Source organism: Plantactinospora endophytica (assembly GCF_016862915.1).
In the GTDB taxonomy this organism is placed as follows: Bacteria; Actinomycetota; Actinomycetes; order Mycobacteriales; family Micromonosporaceae; genus Plantactinospora; species Plantactinospora endophytica.
In genome coordinates this window covers 1-22,172 of record NZ_BONW01000048.1, presented here as the reverse complement: position 1 = coordinate 22,172, position 22,172 = coordinate 1, and the positions used below count along the sequence as shown (strand labels likewise).

General features: G+C 72.5%; 15 protein-coding genes. 9 read left to right on the top strand and 6 right to left on the bottom strand.

Translation table 11 applies throughout. The features are described from left to right. The first annotated feature begins 198 nt into the window (after positions 1–198). The 7 genes from Pen02_RS38775 to Pen02_RS38745 all read left to right on the top strand — a co-directional run bounded on the left by Pen02_RS38775 (position 199) and on the right by Pen02_RS38745 (position 8,085). Positions 199–1,155, top strand: coding sequence for a MurR/RpiR family transcriptional regulator (locus Pen02_RS38775; protein WP_203871194.1), 957 nt, complete (start codon positions 199–201; stop codon positions 1,153–1,155). Between the two features lie 154 nt (positions 1,156–1,309). Beyond that, positions 1,310–2,812 (top strand): N-acetylglucosamine/diacetylchitobiose ABC transporter substrate-binding protein, encoded by a 1,503-nt coding sequence (gene ngcE / locus Pen02_RS38770; protein ID WP_203871193.1) that lies wholly within the window; start codon positions 1,310–1,312, stop codon positions 2,810–2,812. Between the two features lie 20 nt (positions 2,813–2,832). Then, the gene (locus Pen02_RS38765; protein ID WP_203871192.1) at positions 2,833–3,741 is read left to right on the top strand and encodes a carbohydrate ABC transporter permease; all 909 of its coding nucleotides are present in this window, start codon (positions 2,833–2,835) and stop codon (positions 3,739–3,741) included. A gap of 13 nt (positions 3,742–3,754) precedes the next feature. Then, a complete protein-coding gene (locus tag Pen02_RS38760) occupies positions 3,755–4,678 on the top strand; it encodes a carbohydrate ABC transporter permease (RefSeq protein ID WP_203871191.1) in 924 nt (307 codons plus the stop codon). A gap of 131 nt (positions 4,679–4,809) precedes the next feature. Then, on the top strand, positions 4,810–5,580 hold the full coding sequence (locus Pen02_RS38755) for a GNAT family N-acetyltransferase (RefSeq protein WP_307837770.1): 771 nt from the start codon (positions 4,810–4,812) through the stop codon (positions 5,578–5,580). A gap of 44 nt (positions 5,581–5,624) precedes the next feature. Then, positions 5,625–7,367, top strand: a complete 1,743-nt coding sequence (locus Pen02_RS38750) for a bifunctional 3'-5' exonuclease/DNA polymerase (RefSeq protein WP_203871190.1) — start codon at positions 5,625–5,627, stop codon at positions 7,365–7,367. Positions 7,368–7,485: 118 nt separating this feature from the next. Next, the gene (locus Pen02_RS38745) at positions 7,486–8,085 is read left to right on the top strand and encodes a nucleotidyltransferase family protein (RefSeq protein WP_203871202.1); all 600 of its coding nucleotides are present in this window, start codon (positions 7,486–7,488) and stop codon (positions 8,083–8,085) included. A 42-nt stretch (positions 8,086–8,127) separates the two neighbouring features. Here the strand turns inward: Pen02_RS38745 and Pen02_RS38740 are convergent, their stop codons facing one another. The 4 genes from Pen02_RS38740 to Pen02_RS38725 all read right to left on the bottom strand — a co-directional run bounded on the left by Pen02_RS38740 (position 8,128) and on the right by Pen02_RS38725 (position 14,796). After that, positions 8,128–8,937 carry a metal-dependent hydrolase gene (locus Pen02_RS38740; RefSeq protein ID WP_203871189.1) on the bottom strand — a complete coding sequence of 270 codons (810 nt, stop codon included), beginning with the start codon at positions 8,935–8,937 and terminating at the stop codon, positions 8,128–8,130. A gap of 318 nt (positions 8,938–9,255) precedes the next feature. Then, positions 9,256–11,229: a serine/threonine-protein kinase gene (locus tag Pen02_RS38735; RefSeq protein WP_203871188.1), complete on the bottom strand. Its 1,974-nt coding sequence runs from the start codon at positions 11,227–11,229 to the stop codon at positions 9,256–9,258. Between the two features lie 168 nt (positions 11,230–11,397). Continuing rightward, entirely contained in the window at positions 11,398–12,714 is a 1,317-nt protein-coding gene (locus tag Pen02_RS38730) for a glycosyltransferase family 4 protein (RefSeq protein WP_203871187.1), read from the bottom strand. Between the two features lie 147 nt (positions 12,715–12,861). Next, positions 12,862–14,796: an amylo-alpha-1,6-glucosidase gene (locus Pen02_RS38725; protein WP_203871186.1), complete on the bottom strand. Its 1,935-nt coding sequence runs from the start codon at positions 14,794–14,796 to the stop codon at positions 12,862–12,864. Between the two features lie 126 nt (positions 14,797–14,922). Between Pen02_RS38725 and Pen02_RS38720 the strand changes: the two genes are divergently transcribed. Both Pen02_RS38720 and Pen02_RS38715 read left to right on the top strand, forming a co-directional pair. Next, the gene (locus Pen02_RS38720) at positions 14,923–17,601 is read left to right on the top strand and encodes an MGH1-like glycoside hydrolase domain-containing protein (protein ID WP_239141973.1); all 2,679 of its coding nucleotides are present in this window, start codon (positions 14,923–14,925) and stop codon (positions 17,599–17,601) included. A gap of 186 nt (positions 17,602–17,787) precedes the next feature. Next, positions 17,788–20,019 (top strand): S8 family serine peptidase, encoded by a 2,232-nt coding sequence (locus tag Pen02_RS38715; protein WP_239141972.1) that lies wholly within the window; start codon positions 17,788–17,790, stop codon positions 20,017–20,019. 214 nt (positions 20,020–20,233) lie between these two features. Here the strand turns inward: Pen02_RS38715 and Pen02_RS38710 are convergent, their stop codons facing one another. Beyond that, the gene (locus tag Pen02_RS38710) at positions 20,234–21,160 is read right to left on the bottom strand and encodes an acetamidase/formamidase family protein (protein ID WP_203871184.1); all 927 of its coding nucleotides are present in this window, start codon (positions 21,158–21,160) and stop codon (positions 20,234–20,236) included. Positions 21,161–21,291: 131 nt separating this feature from the next. Continuing rightward, positions 21,292–22,172: type IV toxin-antitoxin system AbiEi family antitoxin (locus Pen02_RS38705; RefSeq protein WP_203871183.1), on the bottom strand; the 881-nt coding region annotated here is incomplete at its 5' end.

Genomic DNA, 22,172 nt, shown 5'->3' with positions numbered 1-22,172 from the left:
CGGCAACCACCTCCCGTACCCGGAGTCGATCGACGTCCATGCTGGTCGGTGCGGCTGTCCGGGGCAAGCGTCGGCAGTCCGACACCAGTCCCGTCCAGGTAACAGTTTGAAAACTTCACCCATCGTCTTGACAAGGAGGGGGCCTTAGTAAGAACTTTTACCACTAACAGTTAACTTCCTTTTCGGAAAGGTGGGCCCATGGTCGAGCACGAGGCGGACACCATCGCGGGGACCGCGGTGGTCGACGCCGAGGCTGACCGCCGGGCTGCCGCCGGACTCTCACCAGCGGACAGCGTGCTGGTCCGGGTCCGGCTCACCGAGTTCAGCGGCGCGTTGCAGCGGGTGGCCGAGCAGGTGCTCAGCGATCCGGCCGCCGCTGCCCGGGCCACCATCGTCGAGCTGGCGGAGCGCAGCGGCACGTCCCCGGCCACCGTGACCCGGTTCTGCCGGGCGCTGGGGTTCGAGGGCTACGCCGACCTCCGGCTCGGCATCGCCGCCGAGACCGGCCGGGCGCACGTCGCCGGCTGGACGGTCGACATCGGCCGGGAGATCCAGCCGACCGACCCGCTGGAGCGGGTCCTCGGTCAGATCATCGCGGCGGACACCCAGGCCATGCACGACACCGCCGCGCTGCTGGATTTGGCCGAGGTCGGCCGGGCCGCCGAGGCGATCGCCGGAGCCGCCCGGGTGAACATCTTCGGCGCCAGCGGCAGTGCCCTGGTCGGCGAGGAGATGCAGTTCAGCCTGCACCGCATCGGCGTGGCGGCGTGGGCGTGGAACGACGTACACGAGGGGTTGGCCAGCGCCGCGCTGCTCCGCCCGGGCGACGTCGCCCTGGGCATTTCGCACGGCGGCCAGACCCGCGAGACGATCGAGACCCTCGCCGAGGCCGGCAGCCACGGCGCGACCACGGTGGCGCTGACCGGGTTCCCCCGGTCGCCGCTGGCCGAACTGGCCGACATCGTCCTGCTCACCGCCAGCCAGGCGACCACCTTCCGGCCGGACGCACTCTCCGCCCGGCATCCGCAGCTCGTCGTGCTCGACCTGCTCTACATCGCCGTCGCACAGCGCACCCACGACCGGGCCCACGACGCCTTCCAGCGGACGGCCAGGGCGGTGCGCGGGCACAAGGCGGTCAAGGAGGCGCGGCCGTGACACGCATTCGACACCGACACGTCGGGGTGGGGGTAGCACCTGTCGACCTCCGGCCCGATCGCTCCCTGGGAGCGAGTAACCGCACCGCTGGCAGGTCAGGCCGAACCGGAGTCGTCCGGCCGGCCCGACCCGATTCTCAACTGAGGAGATGAAGATGTCCGCAACCCCCGACCACACGTCGGACCGCGTTGACCCGTCGGCCACCAACGGGCCGGACCTGCCGGCCGCGCTGGGCAGCAGCCGCCGTACGGTGCTGCGCCGGGCCGCCGCCGCCGGGCTGCTCGCCACCCCGGCCGCCGGCCTGCTCAGCGCCTGCGCCACCGGCGGTGACGACGAGGGCACCACCGAGCAGGAGACCGGGGAGAAGAGCGCCACCAACCCGCTCGGCGTCAAGGAGGACGCCGCGCTGGAGGTGATCATCTTCAACGGTGGGTACGGCGAGAAGTACGCCACCGACGTGCACGAGAAGCTCTACCAGACCGCCTTCCCGAAGGCGCAGATCAAGCACCAGGCCACCCAGGCGGTCTCCACGGTGCTCCAGCCCCGGTTCACCGCCGGTGACCCGCCGGAGTTCGTCAACAACTCGGGCGAGAAGTTCCTCGACTTCGGCGCCCTGGTCAACGACAACCAGCTCCAGGACCTGACCGAGCTGTGGGACGCGCCGTCGGTCGACGACCCGAACAAGAAGGTCCGGGACACCGTCATCCCCGGCGTCGTCGAGCAGGGCATGTTCACCACCAAGGACGGCGGGCGCAAGCCGTTCGTGCTGTACTACGTCTCCACCGTCTACGGCATCTGGTACTCCGGCAAGCTCTTCAAGGACAACGGCTGGACCGTGCCCACCACCTGGGCCGACTTCACCGCGCTCTGCGACAAGATCAAGGCCAAGGGCATCACCCCGTACGGCTACGCCGGGGCGAACGCCGCCTACTACCAGTGGAACGTGATCCTGACCCAGGCCGCCAAGCTCGGCGGGCCGGACGTGCTGAAGGCGATCGACAACCTGGAGCCGAACGCCTGGAAGGCCGACGCGGTCCTCCAGTCCGCCAAGGCCTGGGCCGAGATCGGCGCCAAGTACGGCGACAAGAGCTTCGAGGGTCTCCGGCACACCGACGTGCAGCTCCGGCAGAACCAGTACAAGCTCGCCTTCTACCCCAGCGGTGACTGGCTGGAGAACGAGCAGAAGAAGGACACGCCGGCCGGCTTCGAGTACCAGCTCATGGCGGTGCCGAGCCTGACCGCCGGAGACAAGCTGCCGGCCGGGGCGATCCGGGCGGCCGGTGGCGAGGGGTACTTCGTCTCCGCCAAGAGCAAGAACCCGCGCGGCGGCATGGAGTACATGCGGCAGATGCTCTCCAAGGCGGGCACCCGGGGCTTCACCGAGACCGTCGGGGCGGCCACCGTGGTACCGGCCGGCAGCGAGGGCTACGCGTTCCCGCCGGGTGTGGCCAGCTCGCAGGCCGCGCTGAAGGCGGCCGGGGCGAACGTCTTCAACATGATGTTCGACAACTGGTACAAGGAGCTGGACACTGAGGCCCGGACGGCGACCAACGAGTTGATGTTCGGCCGCGCCAGCGCCGAGCAGTGGGCCGACCGGATCCAGAAGCGCGCGGACGCCATCAAGAGCGACAGCAGCGTCGCCAAGTTCACGCGCTGATTGACCGAGGTGGAGTGATCATGCGGCAGGGCAAGTACCCGTTCGTGATCGGCTTTCTCTTCCTGCCGGTCACGCTCTACTCGATCTTCGTGATCGCGCCGTACGCCCAGGCGTTCCAGCTCGCTTTCACGAACTGGCGGGGCATCGGCGCGCCGGAGTTCATCGGGTTCGAGAACTTCCAGCGGCTGTTCAACGACACGGCCTTCTGGAAGGCGGTCCAGCACCACGGGATAATCCTGCTCGCCCTGCCGCTGATCACCATCGTCATCGCCCTGTTCTTCGCGTTCATGCTGAACGTCGGCGGCGGGAGCAAGGGCGGGCAGCGCGTCGGGGTCCGGGGGTCGGCCTTCTACCGGGTGGTGTTCTTCTTCCCCCAGGTCCTGGCGGTGGCGATCATCGCCGTGCTGTTCCAGATGGTGTACCGGCCGGACGAGTCCGGCCTGATCAACGGCGTACTGACGAAGATCGGGCTGGATCCGATCTACTTCATGATCAACCCGAGCCTCGCCCTCTGGTCGATCATCGGGGTGCTGGTCTGGCAGGGCGTCGGCTTCTACGTCGTACTCTTCTCCGCCGGCATGGCGTCCATTCCGACCGAGATCTACGAGGCCGCCGAGATCGACGGCGCCACCCGGGTCACGCTCTTCTTCCGGGTCACCCTGCCACTGCTCTGGGACACCCTCCAGGTGGCCTGGGTCTATCTCGGCATCGCGGCCTTCGACTGCTTCGCCATCGTCGCGGTGCTCTCCATCGACAGCGGCGGCCCGGACGGGGCCACCACGGTGCTGGCGATGGAGATCTACCGCAACGCCTTCACCTACGGCCGGGCCGGCTACGCCTCGGCCATGGGCGTCGCGCTGTTCTTCCTGACCATCACGTTCGCGGCACTCACGCTGCGGGTGTCCAAGCGGGAGAGCATCGAGTACTGAGATGGGACCGCAGATGACGACACAGACCGAGCGCCCGCGCACCGGGCCGGGAGAACGCGGCCCGGCCGCCGGGACCGGCAGGAAGGCCCGCGCCCGGCGGGTCAAATCCGAGGTACGACTGCTGTCCAGCCTGGGTCACGTGGCCCTGGTGGTCTGGGCGGTGATCGTCATCGTCCCGATCCTCTGGACCTTCCTGGCCTCGTTCAAGAACACCCCGGAGATCTTCAGCAGCCCGTGGACGCTCCCGGCCGAACTGCGCTGGGAGAACTGGGGCCGGGCCTGGACGCAGGCCCGGGTCGGCAGGTTCTTCGTGAACAGCGTGATCGTGGTCTCCTGCGGCGTCTTCGGCACCATGCTGCTCGGCTCGATGGCCGCGTACGTGCTGGCCCGCTACAAGTTCGTCGGCAACCGGGTGATCTACTACCTGTTCGTCTCCGGGCTGGCCTTCCCGGTCTTCCTCGCCCTGGTGCCGCTCTTCTTCGTGGTGGACAACCTCGGCCTGCTCAACTCGCACACCGGGCTGGTACTCGTCTACATCGCGTACTCGTTGCCGTTCACGGTCTTCTTCCTGGCCGCGTTCTTCAAGACGCTGCCGACCTCGGTAGCCGAGGCCGGAATGATCGACGGCTGCTCGCACACCCGGCTGTTCTTCCAGGTGATGCTGCCGATGGCCAAGCCCGGTCTGATCAGCGTCGGCATCTTCAACATCATCGGCCAGTGGTCGCAGTACCAGCTTCCGCTGGTGCTGCTCTCCAACGCCGAGGACAAGTGGGTGCTCACCCAGGGCATCGCCGACATCTCGGTCAACGCCGGCTACGAGGCGGACTGGTCCGGCCTGTTCGCCGCGCTGACCATGGCGATCCTGCCGATGATCCTGGTCTACGCGATCTTCCAGCGGCAGATCCAGTCCGGCCTCACCGCCGGGGCGGTCAAGTAGCCCGCCGGCCTCACCGACGGCGCGACACAGCAGCGCGGCCGATCCGGTCGCGCCACTGTCGGGCGGCCCGGCCACCTACCGGCCGGGCCGTCGTAGCCGGGCCCCGGCCTCTCACGAGGAGGTCGGGGTTCGTGCGTGTCCGGGGAACTTCCCGGTCGCTCGGCTTCGGGGCCGACACCGAGATACCGGACCCGACCTCACCGGGCATGTTCGCCGCGATCGGAGTCGTCCTGGCGGTCCCGCCCGGTGCGGCCCGACCTCGTCGGCTCGGCAATCATGGACGGATGCCGCCGCTGGTACCGCCGATCCTGCCCACCGGCACGCTGGGCGGGATCCGCCAGCCCCGGCTCGCCGCTGACGACGGGACGATCGCACTGCGGCCGTGGCGCGTCGACGACGCCGGGGCGGTACGGGCCGCGTTCGACTGCCCGCAGATCCAGCGGTGGCACCTGCGCCGGATGGACGGCGACGCCGAGGCGCGAGACTGGACCGCGCAGTGGCCAGCCCGCTGGGCCGCCGAGAGCGACGCGAGCTGGGCGGTGGTCGAGCCGTCCTCCGACCGGCCGCTCGGCCAGGTGGGACTGCGCGACATCCGGTTCGACCAGGCATCGGCCGAGGTGTCGTACTGGGTACTGCCGGCGGCCCGGGGCGACGGCCTCGCCGGTCGGGCGGTACGCCTGCTCCAGGCGTGGGCCTTCGACCGCCTCGGACTGCACCGGCTCGACCTGCGGCACTCGGCCGTGAACAGTGCCTCCTGCCGGGTCGCCGGCAAACTCGGGTACCCGGTCGAGGGCACCCTGCGCGGCGCGTGGTGGCACGCGGACGGCTGGCACGACGTACACCTGCACGCCCGGCTGCGCGACGACGGCGACCGCGCGGCGGCGTCCGGGCCGACCGGCTAGCGTTCGCCGGCCGACCCCGCACTTGGTCCGCCGTCCGGCGAGGGTTGTCGGTCGGTGCGGGCAGAATCGTCGGCGTGCTGGTGGCGGTGGTCGGGGACGAGGACGGCGGCGGAGGTCTGCTCCAGCCGTTGCGTCCGGACGGCCGGCCGCTGGGCGCCGCCGAGCGGGTCGCCGACCTCGGCGCGGCGGTCGAGTCCCGGGAGTGGGCCGACCGGCCCCGCTGGGTCTGGGCGTCCACCGCCGCGAGTTATCCCGGGCTGCTCCGCCAGGGCCGCCGGGTGGAGCGCTGCCACGACATCGAGCTGACCGAGGCGCTGCTGCTGGGCCAGGACGGGCGCTGGGGCGAGCCGCGCGGGCTGGCCGCCGCCTGGGCCCGGTTGACCGGCGCACCGGTGCCGGCCGATCCGCCGCCCCGGGCCGCCGCGCCGCCGGGCGACAACCAGGCCGCGCTCTTCGACGTCGTGCCGGGGCCGCCGCCGCTCGGTCTCGACGCGCTGGTCCGGGTCTACGCCGACCAGCAGGCCCGGATCGCGGCGAGCCCACGGCCCGGGCGGTTCCGGTTGCTGGTGGCGGCCGAGTCGGCCGGTGCGCTGATCGCCGCCGAGATGAGCGCCACCGGGCTGCCGTGGCGGGCCGACGTGCACGACGCGCTCCTGGTCGACCTGCTCGGTGAGCCGTCGCCGGTGGGTGGGCCGCCACGCCGGCTGGCGGAGCTGTCCGCGCGGATCGCGGCGGCCTTCGGGGTACGCCAACTGCACGCCGAGTCGCCGGCCGAGCTGCTCCGCGCCTTCGCCCGGGCCGGCCACGACCTGCCGAGCACCCGGGCCTGGGTGCTGCGCGGTATCGACCATCCGGCGGTACCGCTGCTGCTGGAATACAAGGAGCTCTACCGGATCTGGACGGCGCACGGCTGGGCCTGGCGGGACGCCTGGGTACGGGACGGCAGGTTCCGCCCGGAGTACGTGCCGGCCGGGGTGGTCTCCGGGCGGTGGGCGACCCGGGGCGGCGGCGCGTTGCAGATCCCGAAGGTGGTCCGGCGGGCGGTGCTGGCCGATCCGGGCTGGCGGTTCGTGGTCGCCGACGCCGGCCAGTTGGAGCCGAGGGTGCTGGCGGCGGTCTCCGGGGACGCCCGGCTCGCCGCCGCCGGTGGTGCCGGTGACCTCTACACCGCGCTGGCCCGGGACAGCTTCGGCGGTGACCGGGCCCGGGCCAAGCTGGCCCTGCTCGGCGCGATGTACGGCCAGACCGGCGGCGAGGCGATCCCCGCGCTGGCGGTGCTCCGGCGCAGCTATCCGACCGCCTTCGAGTACGTCGAGGCGGCGGCCCGGACCGGTGAGGGCGGCGGGCTGGTCCGGTCCTGGCTCGGGCGTACCTGCCCGCCGGCCTCGGTCTCGGTGCGGGAGTCCGAGGAGGGGGAGGGGCCGGTGGTCGAGTCGGCCGCCGTCGACCCGTTCGGTCCCCGGGCCAGGGCCGCCGCGCGGGCCCGGGGCCGGTTCACCCGCAACTTCGTCATCCAGGCGACCGCTGCGGAGTGGGCGTTGACCCTGCTGGCCGGGCTGCGCAACGGGTTGGCCGGGCTTGCCGACGGTGCCGGGGCGGGCCGTCCCGAGCTGGTCTTCTTCCAGCACGACGAGGTGCTGGTGCACTGCCCGGCGGAGCAGGCCGACCAGGTGACCGCGTTGGTGCACGGGGCGGCCGAGCAGGCTGGCCGGCTGCTGTTCGGCGATACCCCGGTCCGGTTTCCGCTCGACGTGTCGGTGGTGGACTGCTATGCAAATGCGGCATAGCTGTGATTAGTCCGATTAGTGCCGATACCTGGATCGTCTCCGCTCGTTGGGTCCGTTGTGCGCGCGGCGGGGGTCGCGCGACGGGCGGAAGGTGACGGCGCTGAGTCGGATCGCAGGAATCATCATCGCCGCGGGCGGGGGACGCCGGATCGGCGGCCCGGAGGCGTTGCTGCACCAGGGGGAGCGACCCCTGGTGAACCAGGTGCTCGACACGATGCGGTCGGCCGGGTGCGGGCCGCTGGTGGTGGTCCTCGGGGCCGCGGCCGAACAGGTGCGGGCCACCGCCGACCTGACCGGGTCGACGGTGGTGGTGAACCGCTCCTGGGGAACGGGGATCGGCTCGTCGATCCGGCTCGGCCTGGACGCCGTACCGGACGTACGCACCGAGGCGGTGGTGGTGGTCCCGGTGGACATGCCGGGGCTGACCGAGGCGGCGGTACGCCGGGTGGCGGCGCTGCCCTACCCGGAGGCGCTGGTCTGCGCCACCTACGAGGGGCTGCGCGGCTATCCCATGCTCTTCGGCCGTCGGCACTGGCCCGGCATCGCCGCACTGGCCAACGCCGACGTCGGGGCCCGGCCCTACCTGATGGCCCACAAGGACGAGATCGTCGACATCGCCTGTGACACCGTGGCGGACGGCAGCCGGGCGAACACGCCGGAGTTGCTCGCCGCCTGGGGGCTGACCGTGCCGGTCCCGGCCCAACGCATCGCCGTCTGAACCGTCCGGCCGGGACCGGCCCCGGCCGACCTGCCGGTCGGGTCAGACCTCGATGTTGAACCGGCGGAGCACGGACGGGGCGACCAGGCCGAGCGTGGAGAGGATGGAGATCACGGTGAAGGCGGTACGCAGTACGACCGTCTCCACCTTGCCACCGACCTTGACGGCGATCTTGTTCGGGATGCCGATCATCATCCACATCCGACGCTTGATCGGCACCGGCCACAGGATCGGTACGCCGTTGCTGGTGATGATGTCGCCCATGATGTGCACGAAGCAGCCGACGCCGACCGCCAGCCCCAGCATCGGATAGCCCCGGTCGCCGGGCAGGTGCAGGAAGGTGAAGTAGGCCGCCGCCGCCGACACCAGGGTCACGATCACCCAGCCGGCCCGCTTCGCCCACTCGTCGAAGAGCCCGCGCAGAGCCAGGCCGATCATGAAGAAGAGGATGCCGATCACGGCCCACTTGCCGTACGCGGTGCAGAGCGCGGTGGTGCCCCAGCCGACCAGGAAGGTGAACGGCAGCGTGTGGGTCAGGGTTCGGTGGCCGTTGTTCCGGTGCGGATCCTTGCTCAGTTTGGTCGCGTGGTAGACGCCGAGGGAGATCTTCTCCATCACCTCGGCGAAGAACAGCGACACCACGCCGAAGGTACGGGCGACGGTCGCGCCGCCCTGGTTCTTCGTGACCTTGCCGGACATGTCGAGGTCGGGGAAGAGCGCCCCGCCCGCGCAGACGGCGGTGCCGACCGCGATCGCCAGCGGCGACTGCTCGTAGCCGGCGAAGTAGTCGAGTCCCCAGGACCCGGCCAACCAGACCGCAGCACCGGACAGCGCATGGGATGGCCCCATCATCGTCGTGCATCCTCCCCCGGGTACATCCCACACGGCTGGCGACACTGTGCCAAACCAGAGATCGCGAGGCAATCACCGTTTGATCCACAGTGGTGTCGCCGACGTCACGCTCCACTTCAGCACGTCGGCCGGGCGTGGTCGAACACGTGACCGATTCGGGTTACCGGGCAGGTCAGCCCGGTTCCGCGCGGGCGACCGAGGATGCGCCACGGCCGGTGCGCCGGTACCCGGAAAGTCGTGTCGGGGACCCGACTCCGGCGTGTCGCCGGTCCGGCCGAATGGCGGCGCAGCGGTTCGGCACGGTGGCGGCGTGCCGGGTCAGTCGACCGGGCGGAAGCTGGTCTGCACCATCCGCAGGTAGCTCTGGTTGACGCCCCAGTCGAACTCCCGGGTCAACCAGGCGACGGTGTACGCCCGGCCGGCCGAGGTGTTGATCAGCATCCGGGCGGTGTGCACCCGGTCGCCGAGCGCGTTGGTCCACCGGCACTCCCAGATCGCCCCGCCGGCCCGCAACTCCAGCGGTCCGATGCCGACCTGCTCGTACCCGGTCAGCGCGCCCGCGCCGAGCAGCCGCCGCTCCTCCGCGAGCCAGTACCCCCGGCCGTCCCTGGTCGCCGGGGTGCTCGGATCGATGCTCAGCATCCGCGCGGTGCCGGCCACCGGCTCCCGGAAGCAGACCACCCCGCCGTCGGTGTAGCGGCGCCAGCCGATCGGCACGGCGATCCGGAAACCGCTCGGGTCGGTGTACCAGGTCCAGTTGTCGATGAGCCCGAAACGCTCGTCCGGTGGGTGCGGCGCGGGGGTCACCGGCACGGTCTGCGCGGGCGGCGGAGCACACGGGAACGCCGCGGCCACCTCGGCCGTCGGCCGGGTCGCGGACGCGTCGGGCGGTGCCTCGGCCTTCCGCTCGGCCCGCATCGCCAGCCCGGCGCCGAGCCCGGCCAGCAGGGTCAGCGCCAGCGCGACCGTCACCGCCCGCCAGCTCCGGCCGGCCCGGCGCAGCCGGTGGCGCGAGCCGTCCGGCACGTCGGGGCCCGGCTGCCGACCCGGGCCGCGGCGCGCACCGGACACCGGATGCGGCTGCCGCTCCGGCCTCGGCCGGGCCCGGTCCGGATCACCCGCGCCGGGCGACGCGTCCCGAGCGGCCGTACCGCCGGGGTCGGCCGGGTTGGTGGCGCCGGCCGCATGGTTGACGCCGGCCGGGTGGTCCGGGTCGCTCTGCTGGTCGGGCTGCTCGCGCCGGTTCGGCGGGGCGAACTGGCCCCGGGCGGCGCGCTGGTTCGGCTGCGGCCGGTCCTCGGGCTGGGGGCGCTGGTTCGGCGCCCGGCGACGCGCCGGCCGGGAGCGCTCGGCCGGCGGCTCGGCCGGCTCCTGCGGCGACTCCGGCGCGGGTGGTCGACCGGCGTCCGGCGCGGGCGGCGGCCGGCGGGCCAGGGTACGGGCCAGGGCGAGCGGATGCCGGCCGGACCGGGGCGGCGGGTCGGTGATCCGGCGCAGCAGCCGTTCGACCTCGTCGGCGGTGAGCCGCTGCCGGGGGTCGCGGCGGAGCAGCCCGGCCAGCACCGGGCGGAGCGGACCGGCCAGCCGGGTCGGGTCGGGCGGCGCCACCGCCAGCGCGGTCAGCGTCGCCATCGTGGTCCGCCGACGGTACGGCGACCGCCCCTCCACCGCCGCGTACAGGGTGGCGCCGAGGGACCAGAGGTCGGACTCGACGGTGGAGGCGCCGTCGGCGGCCCGTTCCGGCGAGACGTACTGCGGCGAACCGAGCACCACACCGTCCCGGGTCAGCGCACCGTCTCCACCGTCCACGGTGGCCAGCCCGAAGTCGGTGAGCACCACCCGGTCGTCGTCCTCGGCGAGCAGCACGTTGTGCGGCTTGACGTCCCGGTGCAGTACCCCGGACGCGTGCGCGGCGCGCAGCGCGGCCAGCACCGCCAGCCCGACCTCGGCGGTACGCAGCGGCGACAGCGGCCCGTCCGACTCCAGCACCTGCTGGACCGAGCGGGACGGGACGTACTCCATCACGATCCACGGGGAGTCGTCGTCGTGCACGACATCGTAGACCCGGACCACGTTCGGATGGTTGAGCCGGGCGGCGGTACGCGCCTCGCGCAGGGTGCGGTAGCGCAGTTCGTCGCGCTCGTCCGGGGTCATCCAGTCCGGCGGGACCACCTGTTTGACCGCGACCGGGCGGTGCAGCATCTCGTCGCGGGCCAGCCAGACCCGACCCATTCCACCGGTACCGATGGTGTGCAGCAGCAGGTAACGATCGGCGATCCGTCCCTGTTGCACCGGCGGTGTCCCTCTCTGTTACCCGCCGTACACGATAGCGAGCGGATCGTGCCTCCCGCATCAACTCCTGCGGCATAGGCACTGCTCGGCACAGTTGTCGGAGCGAACCGCACCGACCCCGCCAGGTCCCGGTGCGCGAGTCGGCCCGGCGGGGGTCGGTGCGGGTGGTCAGCAGGCGGCGCCGTGGAGGGCCAGCAGGTTTCCCTCGGGTACGACGATCCGCCCCGCCCCGCTCCCCGCCCGGGTACGCGGCGTCGGGCCGGCGTTCGCCGCGCTGGCGTACACGGCGGCGGTGCGGGCGGCGATGCTGGTCCAGCCGTACCGTTCGGCGACCATGGTGCGGGCCTTCCGGGCCACCCGACGGGCGAAGACCTCGTCGCCGAGGAGCGAGTCGACGGCACCGGCCAGCGCGTCCGGGTCGCTGTGCGGGAAGGTGACCCCGGTGACGCCCGGCTCGACGATCTCGGCGAGCCCACCGGTGGCGGCGACGGCCAGCGGTGCACCGGCGGCGGCGGCCTCCAGGGCGACCATCCCGAACGGCTCGTAGAGGCTCGGCACCACCGTGGCGTCGGTGGCGGCCAGGATCGCGGGCAACTGCCGCTCGGTCATGAACCCGGCGAAGCGTACGCTGCGCTCCAGCCCGAGCCGGCGGGCCTGGTCCTGCAACTCCTCCCGGTACGGCCCGTCCCCGGCGATCACCACCCGCAGTTCCGGGTGCCGTTCCCGCAGCCTCGGCACCGCGTGCACCAGGTGCTGTACGCCCTTCTCGTAGACCAGCCGGCCGGCGAACCCGACCAGCGGCCCGTCCCCGGCGTACCGTTTCCGGGCGGCGGCGACCGCCCGGGGCTGGGCCGACCAGGCCCGGTCGTCGACCCCGTTCGGCACCACCTCGACGTGCCCGGCCGGCAGCTCGAACAGCGCGTTCACCTGGTCGCGCATGTAACCGGAGCAGGTGATCACCCGGTGCGACTCGGAGCTGAGCCAGTGCTCGACCGAGTGGATGGTCCGGTTCATCTCGTCCGGCAGCCAGCCCTGGTGCCGGCCGGCCTCGGTGGCGTGGATCGTGGTGACCAGCGGGATGTCCAGGTGGTCGGCGAGGTTGATCGCGGTGTGCGCGACCAGCCAGTCGTGGGCGTGGATCACGTCGTAGTCGCCGGTCCGGGCGGCCCGCAGCGCGGTCCGGGTCAGCGTGTGGTTGAACGCCATCGTCCAGGCCAGCAGGCTCGGGGTGGCCAGCGGGAACCCGACCGGGTCCTCGGGGGCGCGCAGCACGTGCACCCCGTCGACGTACGCCTCGACCGGGGCGCCGTCGCCGTGCCGGGTCACCACGGTCACCTGGTGTCCGGCGGTGGCCAGCGCGGTGGCCAGCGCGTGTACGTGCCGGCCGAGCCCGCCGACCAGCACCGGCGGGTACTCCCAGGAGAGGATGAGGACCTTCAGCGGGCGGGCCGCGGGAAAGTTGACGACCTCGGCGTTCGGTGACATGGCCCAGCCCCCTTTGAGTTGATTTCCACGCAGACGCGGATAGACACCCGTTACGGGTGCCTACGCGTCATTGGGTTGGTGCCAATACTGCCGGTGGCGGGAAAATTGGTGAAGACGTGACCGTTGCGGGCATGTAACGCTGCCCGGTCAGTTCCGCAGCACCCGCAGCAGCTCCGCCACCGACCAGGCCTGGAACGGTGCTCCGGTGGCGCCGTGCGGCGGTGCGCCGTCCGCCGTCTCGCTCACCGAGCCGAGCCCGTACTCGGGCAGGTGGGCCAGCAGCCCGGCGAACAGGTCGTCGACCGGCAGTCCGGCCCGGCGGCAGGCGTCCGCGTACGGGCCGATCAGCCAGGGCCAGACGGTGCCCTGGTGGTAGCCGGAGTCCCGCTCGGCGGGGCCGCCCCGGTGCCGTGGCAGGTAGCCGGGGCTCTCCGGGGCGAGACTGCGCGGCCCCAGCGGGGTGAGCAGGGCGGCGCCGATCCGACGCAGCACCGCCGGATCGGGGTCGAGCGGCGCGTAGGGCAGCGACCAGGAGAGGAGCTGGTTCGGCCGGAGCAGGTCGTCGTCGTGCCGGTCGCCGGCCCCGCGCGGATAGTCCGGCGGCGGGGCGTCGACCACGTCGTACAGCCAGCCGCTCGGCGCCGGGAAACGGCGCCGGAACGCCGCGCGGGCCTTCCGGTGCGCGGCCGGGGCGGCACCGGCGTCCTGCCCGAGCAGTCCGGCCAGTTCGGCGACCGCCGCCAGCCCGTTGACCCAGAGCGCGTTCACCTCGACCGGCTTGCCGGCCCGCTGGGTCACCGGCTCGCCGTCGACCCGGGCGTCCATCCAGGTCAGCGCCTCCCCGGGGGTGCCCTGGGTGAGCAGCCCGTCGGCCGGGTCGGCCACGATGCCGTACCGGGTGCCGCGCAGGTGGCAGTCGACCACCGTGCGCAGCGCCGGCAGCAGCTCGGCGGCCAGGTCGGTGTCCCCGGCCACCGCCACCTGCCGGGCCACCGCGTGCAGGAACCACAGCGTCCCGTCCACGGTGTTGTACTCCACCCGCCCGGTGTCGGCGGTGTTCGCCAGCATCCCCTCCGACAGCGTCCCCGCGTACGCCCGCAGCAGTTCCCGGCCCTCGTCCGCCCGGCCGGTGGCGAGGAACAGCCCCTCGTACGCGATCATCGTGTCCCGGGACCAGGCGCCGAACCACGGATAGCCGGCCACCACGTCCGGCCCGCTCCCGGTGCCGACCACGAAGGCGTCGGCGGCCAGGGTCAGCGTCGCGGTCGCCGGGTCCGCCGGTGCGCCGGCCGCCACCACCCGGCGGTTGCGCCGCCGGGCCGCCTCGATCACCTCGTCGGCCGGCGGCGGCTCCTCGGCCAGGTCGCCGGCCCAGGCCAGCACCGAGACGCAGTCCCCGGGGCGGTCCAGCGCACCGCCGAACCGGCCCGCGTACCAGAGGTCCTCGTCCGGGGTGAGTCCCCGGGCCGCCTCCTCGCGGTGGTGTACGCCGTGCCACCACCGGCCCTCGGGCACCCACTCCGGCCCGGAGAGCCGGAAGGCGTCCTCGACCACCGCACCGCCGGCCACCGGCTCGACCTTCGGCGCCGGCCCGTCCGCGCGCCGCTCGCCGTGCCCGTCCCGCCAGGTCACCACCGCCGACAGGCCGAGCCGGGCCGGCCCACCGGCGACCAGCCGGTGCCGCACCGCCAGGCAGGACCGGCCGTACGCCATCGCCAGCTCCCGCTCCAGCACCAGGTCGCCGATCCGCCACCGCCAGCGCGGCAGCCCGTCGACCAGCTCGAAGCGCTCCAGCAGGGCGAAACCGTCCGGGTCGACGTCGCCGGAGCGCCACTCGTGCGCGCCGAGCCGGACCGAGGCGCCGGACGGCAGGACCAGCTCGGGATCCAGGCTGACCAGTCCGAGCCGGCGAGCCGCCGGAGTTTCCCCGGCCACCACCAGCAGCCCGTGGTAGCGCCGGGTACGCAGCCCACTCACCGTGCCCATCGCGTACCCGCCCAGGCCGTCCGGGACCAGCCACTCCCGGTCGGCCCCGGACTCCAGGTGACCGCAGACCCGCGGCCCGAACTCGATCGGCAGCATGGCGCCCATGATGCCCGCTGCGGTGACCGGGCACACACTGCGGTGGGCGGCGTCACCGCGATCGTTGGCCGGGCGGGCCAGGACCGCTCACAATGATCGGATGGGTGACCGCAGGGGATCGGTCGGATGACGGACGGGGGTCGAATGGACGACGGGCGGGACGCGGAGCGTACCGGACTGGACCCGGAGCGTGTCCGGTTGGCCGAGGCCGACGCCGGAGAGGAGCCCTGGCGGGCCTGGGGTCCCTACCTCGCCGAGCGGGCCTGGGGCACGGTCCGGGAGGACTACAGCGAGCACGGCACCGCCTGGGACTACTTCCCGCACGACCACGCCCGGTCCCGCACCTACCGGTGGAACGAGGACGGGATGGCCGGGGTCTGCGACGAGTGGCAGACCTTCTGCTTCGGGCTGGCGCTGTGGAACGGGGAGGATCCGATCCTCAAGGAGCGGATGTTCGGCCTCGGCGGGGACGGCGGCAACCACGGCGAGGACGTCAAGGACTACTGGTGGTATCTGGACTCCACCCCGACGCACTCCTTCATGCGCTGGCGCTACCACTACCCGCAGGCCGCCTTCCCGTACGACGACCTGGTCGCGGTCAACGCCGCGCGGGGCCGGGACGAGCCGGAGTACGAGCTGGTCGACACCGGGATCTTCGACGACGACCGGTACTGGGCGGTGACCGTCGACTACGCCAAGGCGTCCCCGACCGACATGTGCGTCTCGATCACCGTCGCCAACCGGGGCGACGAGGCGGCCACCCTGCACGTGCTGCCCACGCTCTGGTTCCGCAACACCTGGTCGTGGGGGCTGCCCGGCCGGGACCAGGTGCCGAAGCTGGTCGGCTCCCCGGGCCGGCTGGTCGGCGAGCACTGGGTGCTCGGCCAGTTGGTGCTGGAGGGCGACGGCGGGCCGGCCGCGCTGCTCTGCGACAACGAGACCAACACCGAGCGGCTGTGGGGGCTGCCGGGGCGCAGCGCGTACCCGAAGGACGGCATCAACGACCACGTGGTGAACGGCGCCGACACGGTCAACCCGGCCGGTGAGGGCACCAAGGGGGCGTTGCACTACGTGCTGGAGGTACCGGCCCGGGGTGAGGCGACGATCAGGTTGCGGCTCACCCGGACCGCACCGCCGCCGGCCAGCGAGCCGGCGCCCCCGCTGGACCTCGGGGCGGACTTCGATGCCGTGCTGGCGGCCCGCCGGGCCGAGGCGGACGAGTTCTTCGGCCGGCTGATCCCGGCCGGGGCGTCCCCGCAGGAGGCGCTGGTGGCCCGGCAGGCGATCGCCGGGCTGATGTGGGGCAAGCAGTTCTACCACTTCGACGTGCAGCAGTGGCTGACCGGTGACCCGGGCGCCGCGCCGCCGCCGGACGGCCACCGGTACGGCCGGAACAGCTCCTGGCGGCACATGAACAGCTTCGACGTCATCTCGATGCCGGACCCCTGGGAATATCCCTGGTACGCCGCCTGGGACCTGGCGTTCCACTGCGTCACCATCGCCCGGGTCGACCCCGGGTTCGCCAAGGCGCAACTGCTGTTGCTGCTCCGCGAGTGGTACCTGCACCCGAACGGGCAGATCCCGGCGTACGAGTGGGCGTTCGGCGACGTGAACCCGCCGGTGCACGCCTGGGCGGCGCTGAAGGTGTTCGAGATCGACGGTGGCCGGGACTTCGACTTCCTGGCCCGGATGATGCACAAGCTGCTGCTGAACTTCACCTGGTGGGTCAACCGCAAGGACATCGGCGGCAACAACGTCTTCGAGGGCGGCTTCCTCGGGCTGGACAACGTCGGCCCGTTCGACCGCTCGGCCGCGCTGCCGGTGGCCGGCGTGCTGGAGCAGTCCGACGGCACCGGCTGGATGGCCATGTACGCGCTGAACCTGCTCGACATGGCGCTGATCCTGGCAGTGCACGACCCGACGTACTCGGACATCGCGACGAAGTTCTTCGAGCACTTCGCGTACATCGCGGCGGCAGCGTACGACCAGGGGCTCTGGGACGAGGAGGACTGCTTCTTCTACGACGTGCTGCGGCTGCCGGACGGGACCAGCCGGCCGTTGAAGGTGCGCTCGGTGGTCGGCCTGCTGCCGCTGGCCGCGATCACCCGGCTCACCACGGTCACGCTGAACCGGCTGCCCGAACTGACCGCCCGGCTGCGCTGGTTCCTGGCCAACAAGCCGGAGTACGCCCGGGTGATCGGCGGCCGGCGGCTCGGCGGGGACGGCCGGCAGCAGCGACTGCTCTCGATGGTCGGCCCGGACCAGGTGGTACGGCTGCTCGCCCGGATGCTGGACGAGGAGGAGTTCCTCTCCCCGTACGGGCTGCGTACGCTCTCCAAGCGGCACCTGGCGAAGCCGTTCGCGGTGGAGTTGGGCGGGCAGGAGTTCACCGTCGGCTACGAGCCGGCCGAGTCGACCTCCGGGCTGTTCGGCGGCAACTCCAACTGGCGTGGCCCGATCTGGATGCCGACCAACTTCATGCTGATCTCCGCGCTCCGCGATCATGCCGCGTTCTTCGGCGACGACCTGCTGGTCGAGTATCCGACCCGGTCGGGTAGCAAGCACACGTTGACCGAGATCGCCGACGACCTCTCGGCCCGGCTGATCGCGCTCTTCGTACCGGACGCCTGGGGCCGGCGCCCCATCTACGGTGTCGCCGAACTCTTCCAGACCCATCCGGACTGGAAGGACCTGATCGCCTTCCCCGAGTACTTCCACGGCGACAACGGCGCCGGCCTGGGCGCCTGGCACCAGACCGGCTGGACCGCCCTGGTCGCCGACCTGATCCTCACCCTCCGCCGGTAACGGGTTGTCACCGGTCCAGATGCCGACCGACCTGCTGTCGGTTACTTTCCGCGCCTAGTTCATCACGACCCGTAGTCTCCCGTTTGTCGATCTCCGGGGCGACGTCGCGGCACCGCCGCGCGGTCCGGCCATCGACGAGAAGGAGGGGTGGGGATGAGAGTTCCCAGTACAACCGGGTGCCCACGGGTGACCCGGACACTCACCGCCGGACTGGTGGCCGCCGCGCTGGCCGCCGGCCCGGTCGGCACGGCACCTGCGGTGGCCGGCGCGGCGACGGCCGACGGCACCATCCGGCACGCGGGCGGACCCACCGCCGTCGCGGACAGCTATCTGGTGGTACTGCGGGACAAGGCGGTCGGCGCACACGCGGTACCCCGGCAGGCCGGCGTACTCGCCGCTCGGGCCGGCGGTACCGTGGCCCGCACCTACCGGCACGCGCTGCGCGGATTCGAGTTCACCGGCACCGCCGACGCGGCCCGGCGACTCGGCACCGACCCCTCGGTGGCGTACGTCGAACAGAACCACCGGGTCCGGCTCACCGGTACGCAGACCCCCACCCCCTCCTGGGGCCTCGACCGGATCGACCAGCGCCCGCTGGCCCTGGACAACAGCTACACCTATCCGAGCACCGGCAGCGGTGTCCGGGTCTACGTCGTCGACACCGGGATCCGGTTCACCCACCGCACCTTCGGCGGCCGGGCGATCTCCGGCTTCGACGCCATCGACGGCGGACCCGCCACCGACTGCGAGGGCCACGGTACGCACGTAGCCGGCACCGTCGGCGGCGCCGAATACGGGGTAGCCAAGGGCGTCACCCTGGTCGCCGTACGGGTGCTGGACTGCACCGGCAGCGGCACGTACGCCGAGGTGATCGCCGGAGTCGACTGGGTCACCGGCGACCACGACCCCGGCGAGCGCGCGGTGGCGAACATGAGCCTCGGTGGGCCGCCGAACAGCGCCGCGGACACGGCGGTGGCGAACTCGATCGCCGACGGCGTCAGCTACGCCGTCGCGGCCGGCAACGAGTACGCGGACGCCTGCGCCAGCTCGCCGGCCGGCGTGCCGGCCGCGATCACCGTGGCCGCCACCGGCGGCCTCCAGGGCGGCCCCGGCCGCAGCGACGCCCGGGCCTCCTTCTCCAACTACGGCAGATGCGTCGACCTCTTCGCCCCCGGCGTGGCGATCACCTCGTCCACCATCGCCAGCGACACCGCGAGCGGTGCGGCCGACGGCACCTCGATGGCGTCGCCGCACGTGGCCGGCGCCGCCGCGCTCGTCCTGGCGCAGAACCCGACCTACACCCCACGGCAGGTCCGCGACCTGCTGGTCAACGGCGGCACCGCCGGACTGGTCACCAACCCGGGACCCGGCTCGCCGAACGTACTGCTGCACGTCGGCGACCTGCGCCCGCCCGCACACGACTTCGCTCTCACGGTCACCCCGGCGACCGGCTCGGCCGGACCGGGCGGCTCGGCCACCGCGACGGTGAGTACCCGGGTCACCGCCGGCTCGGCGCAGACCGTCGCGCTGACCGCCAGCGGACTGCCGAGAGGCAGCACCGCCACGTTCAGCCCCGCCTCCGTCGTCGCCGGCCGCTCGTCGGTACTGACGATCCGGGTCGGCTCGTCGGCGATCCCCGGCAGCTACCCGCTGACGGTCACCGGCACCGGCCCGTACGCCAGCCGCATCGCCCGGTACACGCTGACCGTCACCAACCCCGCCGGCTGCACCGGCAGCAACAACACCGACGTCGACGTACCGGACCTGTCCACGGTGGAGAGCGCGGTGACCGTCTCCGGCTGTCCGGGCCGGGCGTCGGCGTCCAGCACCGTCCGGGTACGGATCGTGCACACCTTCCGTGGCGACCTGGTGGTGAGCCTGGTGGCGCCGGACGGCAGCGTGTACCTGCTGCACAACCGGACGGGCGGCGGAGACGGCAACCTCGACCAGACCTTCCGGGTGGACCTCTCCAGCGAGACGGCGAACGGCCGGTGGCGGCTGCGGGTGCAGGACGCGGCCCCGGCCGACACCGGCCACCTCGACACCTGGACGCTGAACCTGACCGCCGGTACTCCGACGGCCTGCGCCGGCACCAACACCACCGGCCTGGCCATCCCGGACACCGCCGTGGTGCAGAGCCCGATCGCCCTCGCCGGCTGCACGGGCAACGCCTCGACGACCAGCGTGGTCACCGTGCGGATCTCGCACGGCCGGGTCGCCGACCTGGTACTGCGACTGGTCGCGCCGGACGGCAGCTCCTACCTGCTCCGCGACCGGGTCGTCGGCGGTTCACCCGTCAACGTGGTCTACCTGCTGAACCTGGCGGCCGAGCCGCGTAACGGCACCTGGCGGCTGCGCGTGCAGGACGTGGCCCCGCCGTACGTCGGCCGGCTGGAGAGCTGGTCACTGACGGTGTGACCGAGCACGGTGCCCCGGTGCGCTCTCGGCCCGCCGGGGCACCCGCCCTTCTCCTGAACGCGCGCTTCTGAACGCGCGCCGGCCCTCGTCCGCCCGATGGCCGTACTTGCCTTCGTCCGGTTGCGTACCCGCCTCTTGTCCACCGTGCCGTCGTTCCTTCCTGCCGTCCGTGCTGTCGCCTGTCTTGCCGCCGTTCCGGCACGCCGTGGCGCGGTCAGCGCAGCGCGCCGTCCCGGAGCACCGCGTGCGCGCCGACGGTCTGGTTGACGATCTGGGTGACCCGGACGTCCACCGCGACACTGGCCAGTGCGACCGCGTCCGGTCGGGTCACCCCGTGCAGCCGGACCAGCAGGGCGATCATCGACTCCAGCGCGGCGAAGGTGGCCTCGTCGAGGGTCGGCCCGACCCCCATCGTCAGCCAGGCGTCGGCGGTCCGGGCCACCGGGCCGGTGATCGAGAAGTCGTCGCGTACGTCGAAGGTGAGCGTCACCTCGTCCATCGGGCACTCGATCGCGGTACCGCCGACCTCCCCGTCGCCCTGCGCGGCGTGCCCGTCGCCGACCGAGAAGAGCGCGCCGTCGACCGGGATCGGCAGCAGCAGCGTGCTCCCGGCGACCAGGTCCTTGCAGTCCAGGTTGCCGCCGTGCGGCCGGGGCGGGATCGTCGAGTGCCGTCCCGGCTCGGCCGGCGGCATCCCGAGCACCCCCAGGAACGGCCGAAGTGCGACGCTGTGCCCGTGCTGGTTGCGGCCGGTCATCGTCACCGGATCGAGTTGCCAGGCGTGCACCACCCCGGCCTCCTCGACGCCGTACCGCTGGTTGAACGGGCTCGGCCAGCCGCCCGCGACGGTGGTGCCCCAGGTCGCCGGGACGACGGCGTCGATCCGTACCGCGAGGGTCTGGCCGGCCTCCGCGCCGCGTACCGCGACCGGGCCGACCAGTGCGTGACCGTGGTCGGGCCGGTGCTGCGGTACGCGCGGCCGGTCCCGGTTGTGCCCGCCCGGGTAGGGTCCGGCCGACCACCAGCAGTCCAGCGTCCGGTACGTGACCGTGTCGCCCGGGTCGACGGTGAGTACCGGCGGGAAGTCCCGGGAGAAGTGGCCGTGCAGGGTGGCGTCGTCCGGTTCGAGGGTGTGCCGCATCGAAGCAGGCTAGACGACCCGACGCCCCACCAACCCGGCTCGACGCGACGCGACGAAGATCGTGTTACTCCACGGAAGTAGGGGCTTCGGGTCTTGTGGGAGGCCACTCCTTCCCGACAGTAGTGCGATCTTCACCGTCGGCGGCGTAGGGCCGCGCGGAGTTCGGCGAGGAGGCCGGCGAAGTCGTCGCGCATGCGCTGGGCGGTGACGTGCAGTACGAGCCAGCCGCTGTCCAGCAGTCGGTTGAGGCGTCGTCGATCGCGGTGGAACTGCTCCGGGTGGTTGTGCCAGAGGCCGTCGTACTCGACCGCGACCTTGGCATCGGGCCAGGCGAGGTCGACCCGGGCGACGAAACGCCCCCGATCGTGCACGACGTACTGGGTCTCCGGCCGGGGCAGTCCGGCGAGGACCAGGCGCACCCGCAGCCGGGACTCCTGCGGGGACTCACTTCCCGGATCGGCCAGGTCGGCGGCACGGAGCGTCAGGCGCCAACCCCGGTCGCCGGCCCGGCCCAGGGCGTAGTCGCGCAGCTCGGAAACGGCGACCACCCGGCGGGCGAGGAGTTGGTCGACCAGCGCCACGGTCTCGACGAGTTCTACCCAGCGGGCCAGGTCCCAGCAGGTGCGTACCGGGCTCGTTACCGGGACCCCCGCGTTGAGCCGGATGTCGTCGGGGGCCAGGGTCGCGGTGTGCACCCGGAGCCCGGCCATCGGGCCGAACCGGGTACCGGACGGGACCGCCACCTCGACCATCCCGTCCTCGTCCGCGTGAGTCGTAGCGCCGTACAGCGCGGCTGCCGAACGACCGGCGATCGCCGCCCCTTCGGGCAGCAGAAATCGACCGACGACGGCACACCGGGTGTGGTGCGCCACGGTCAGTTCCGCGTCCGCGTAGATGTCGCGGAACAGCGGACGCCATGCCGAGCTGCGGAGCTCGTGCTTCGTCAACAGGCCACGGGCGACGACCTGCGAGCCACGGAAGATGCGCCCGCGCAGTTGCGGCGGGCGTCGAG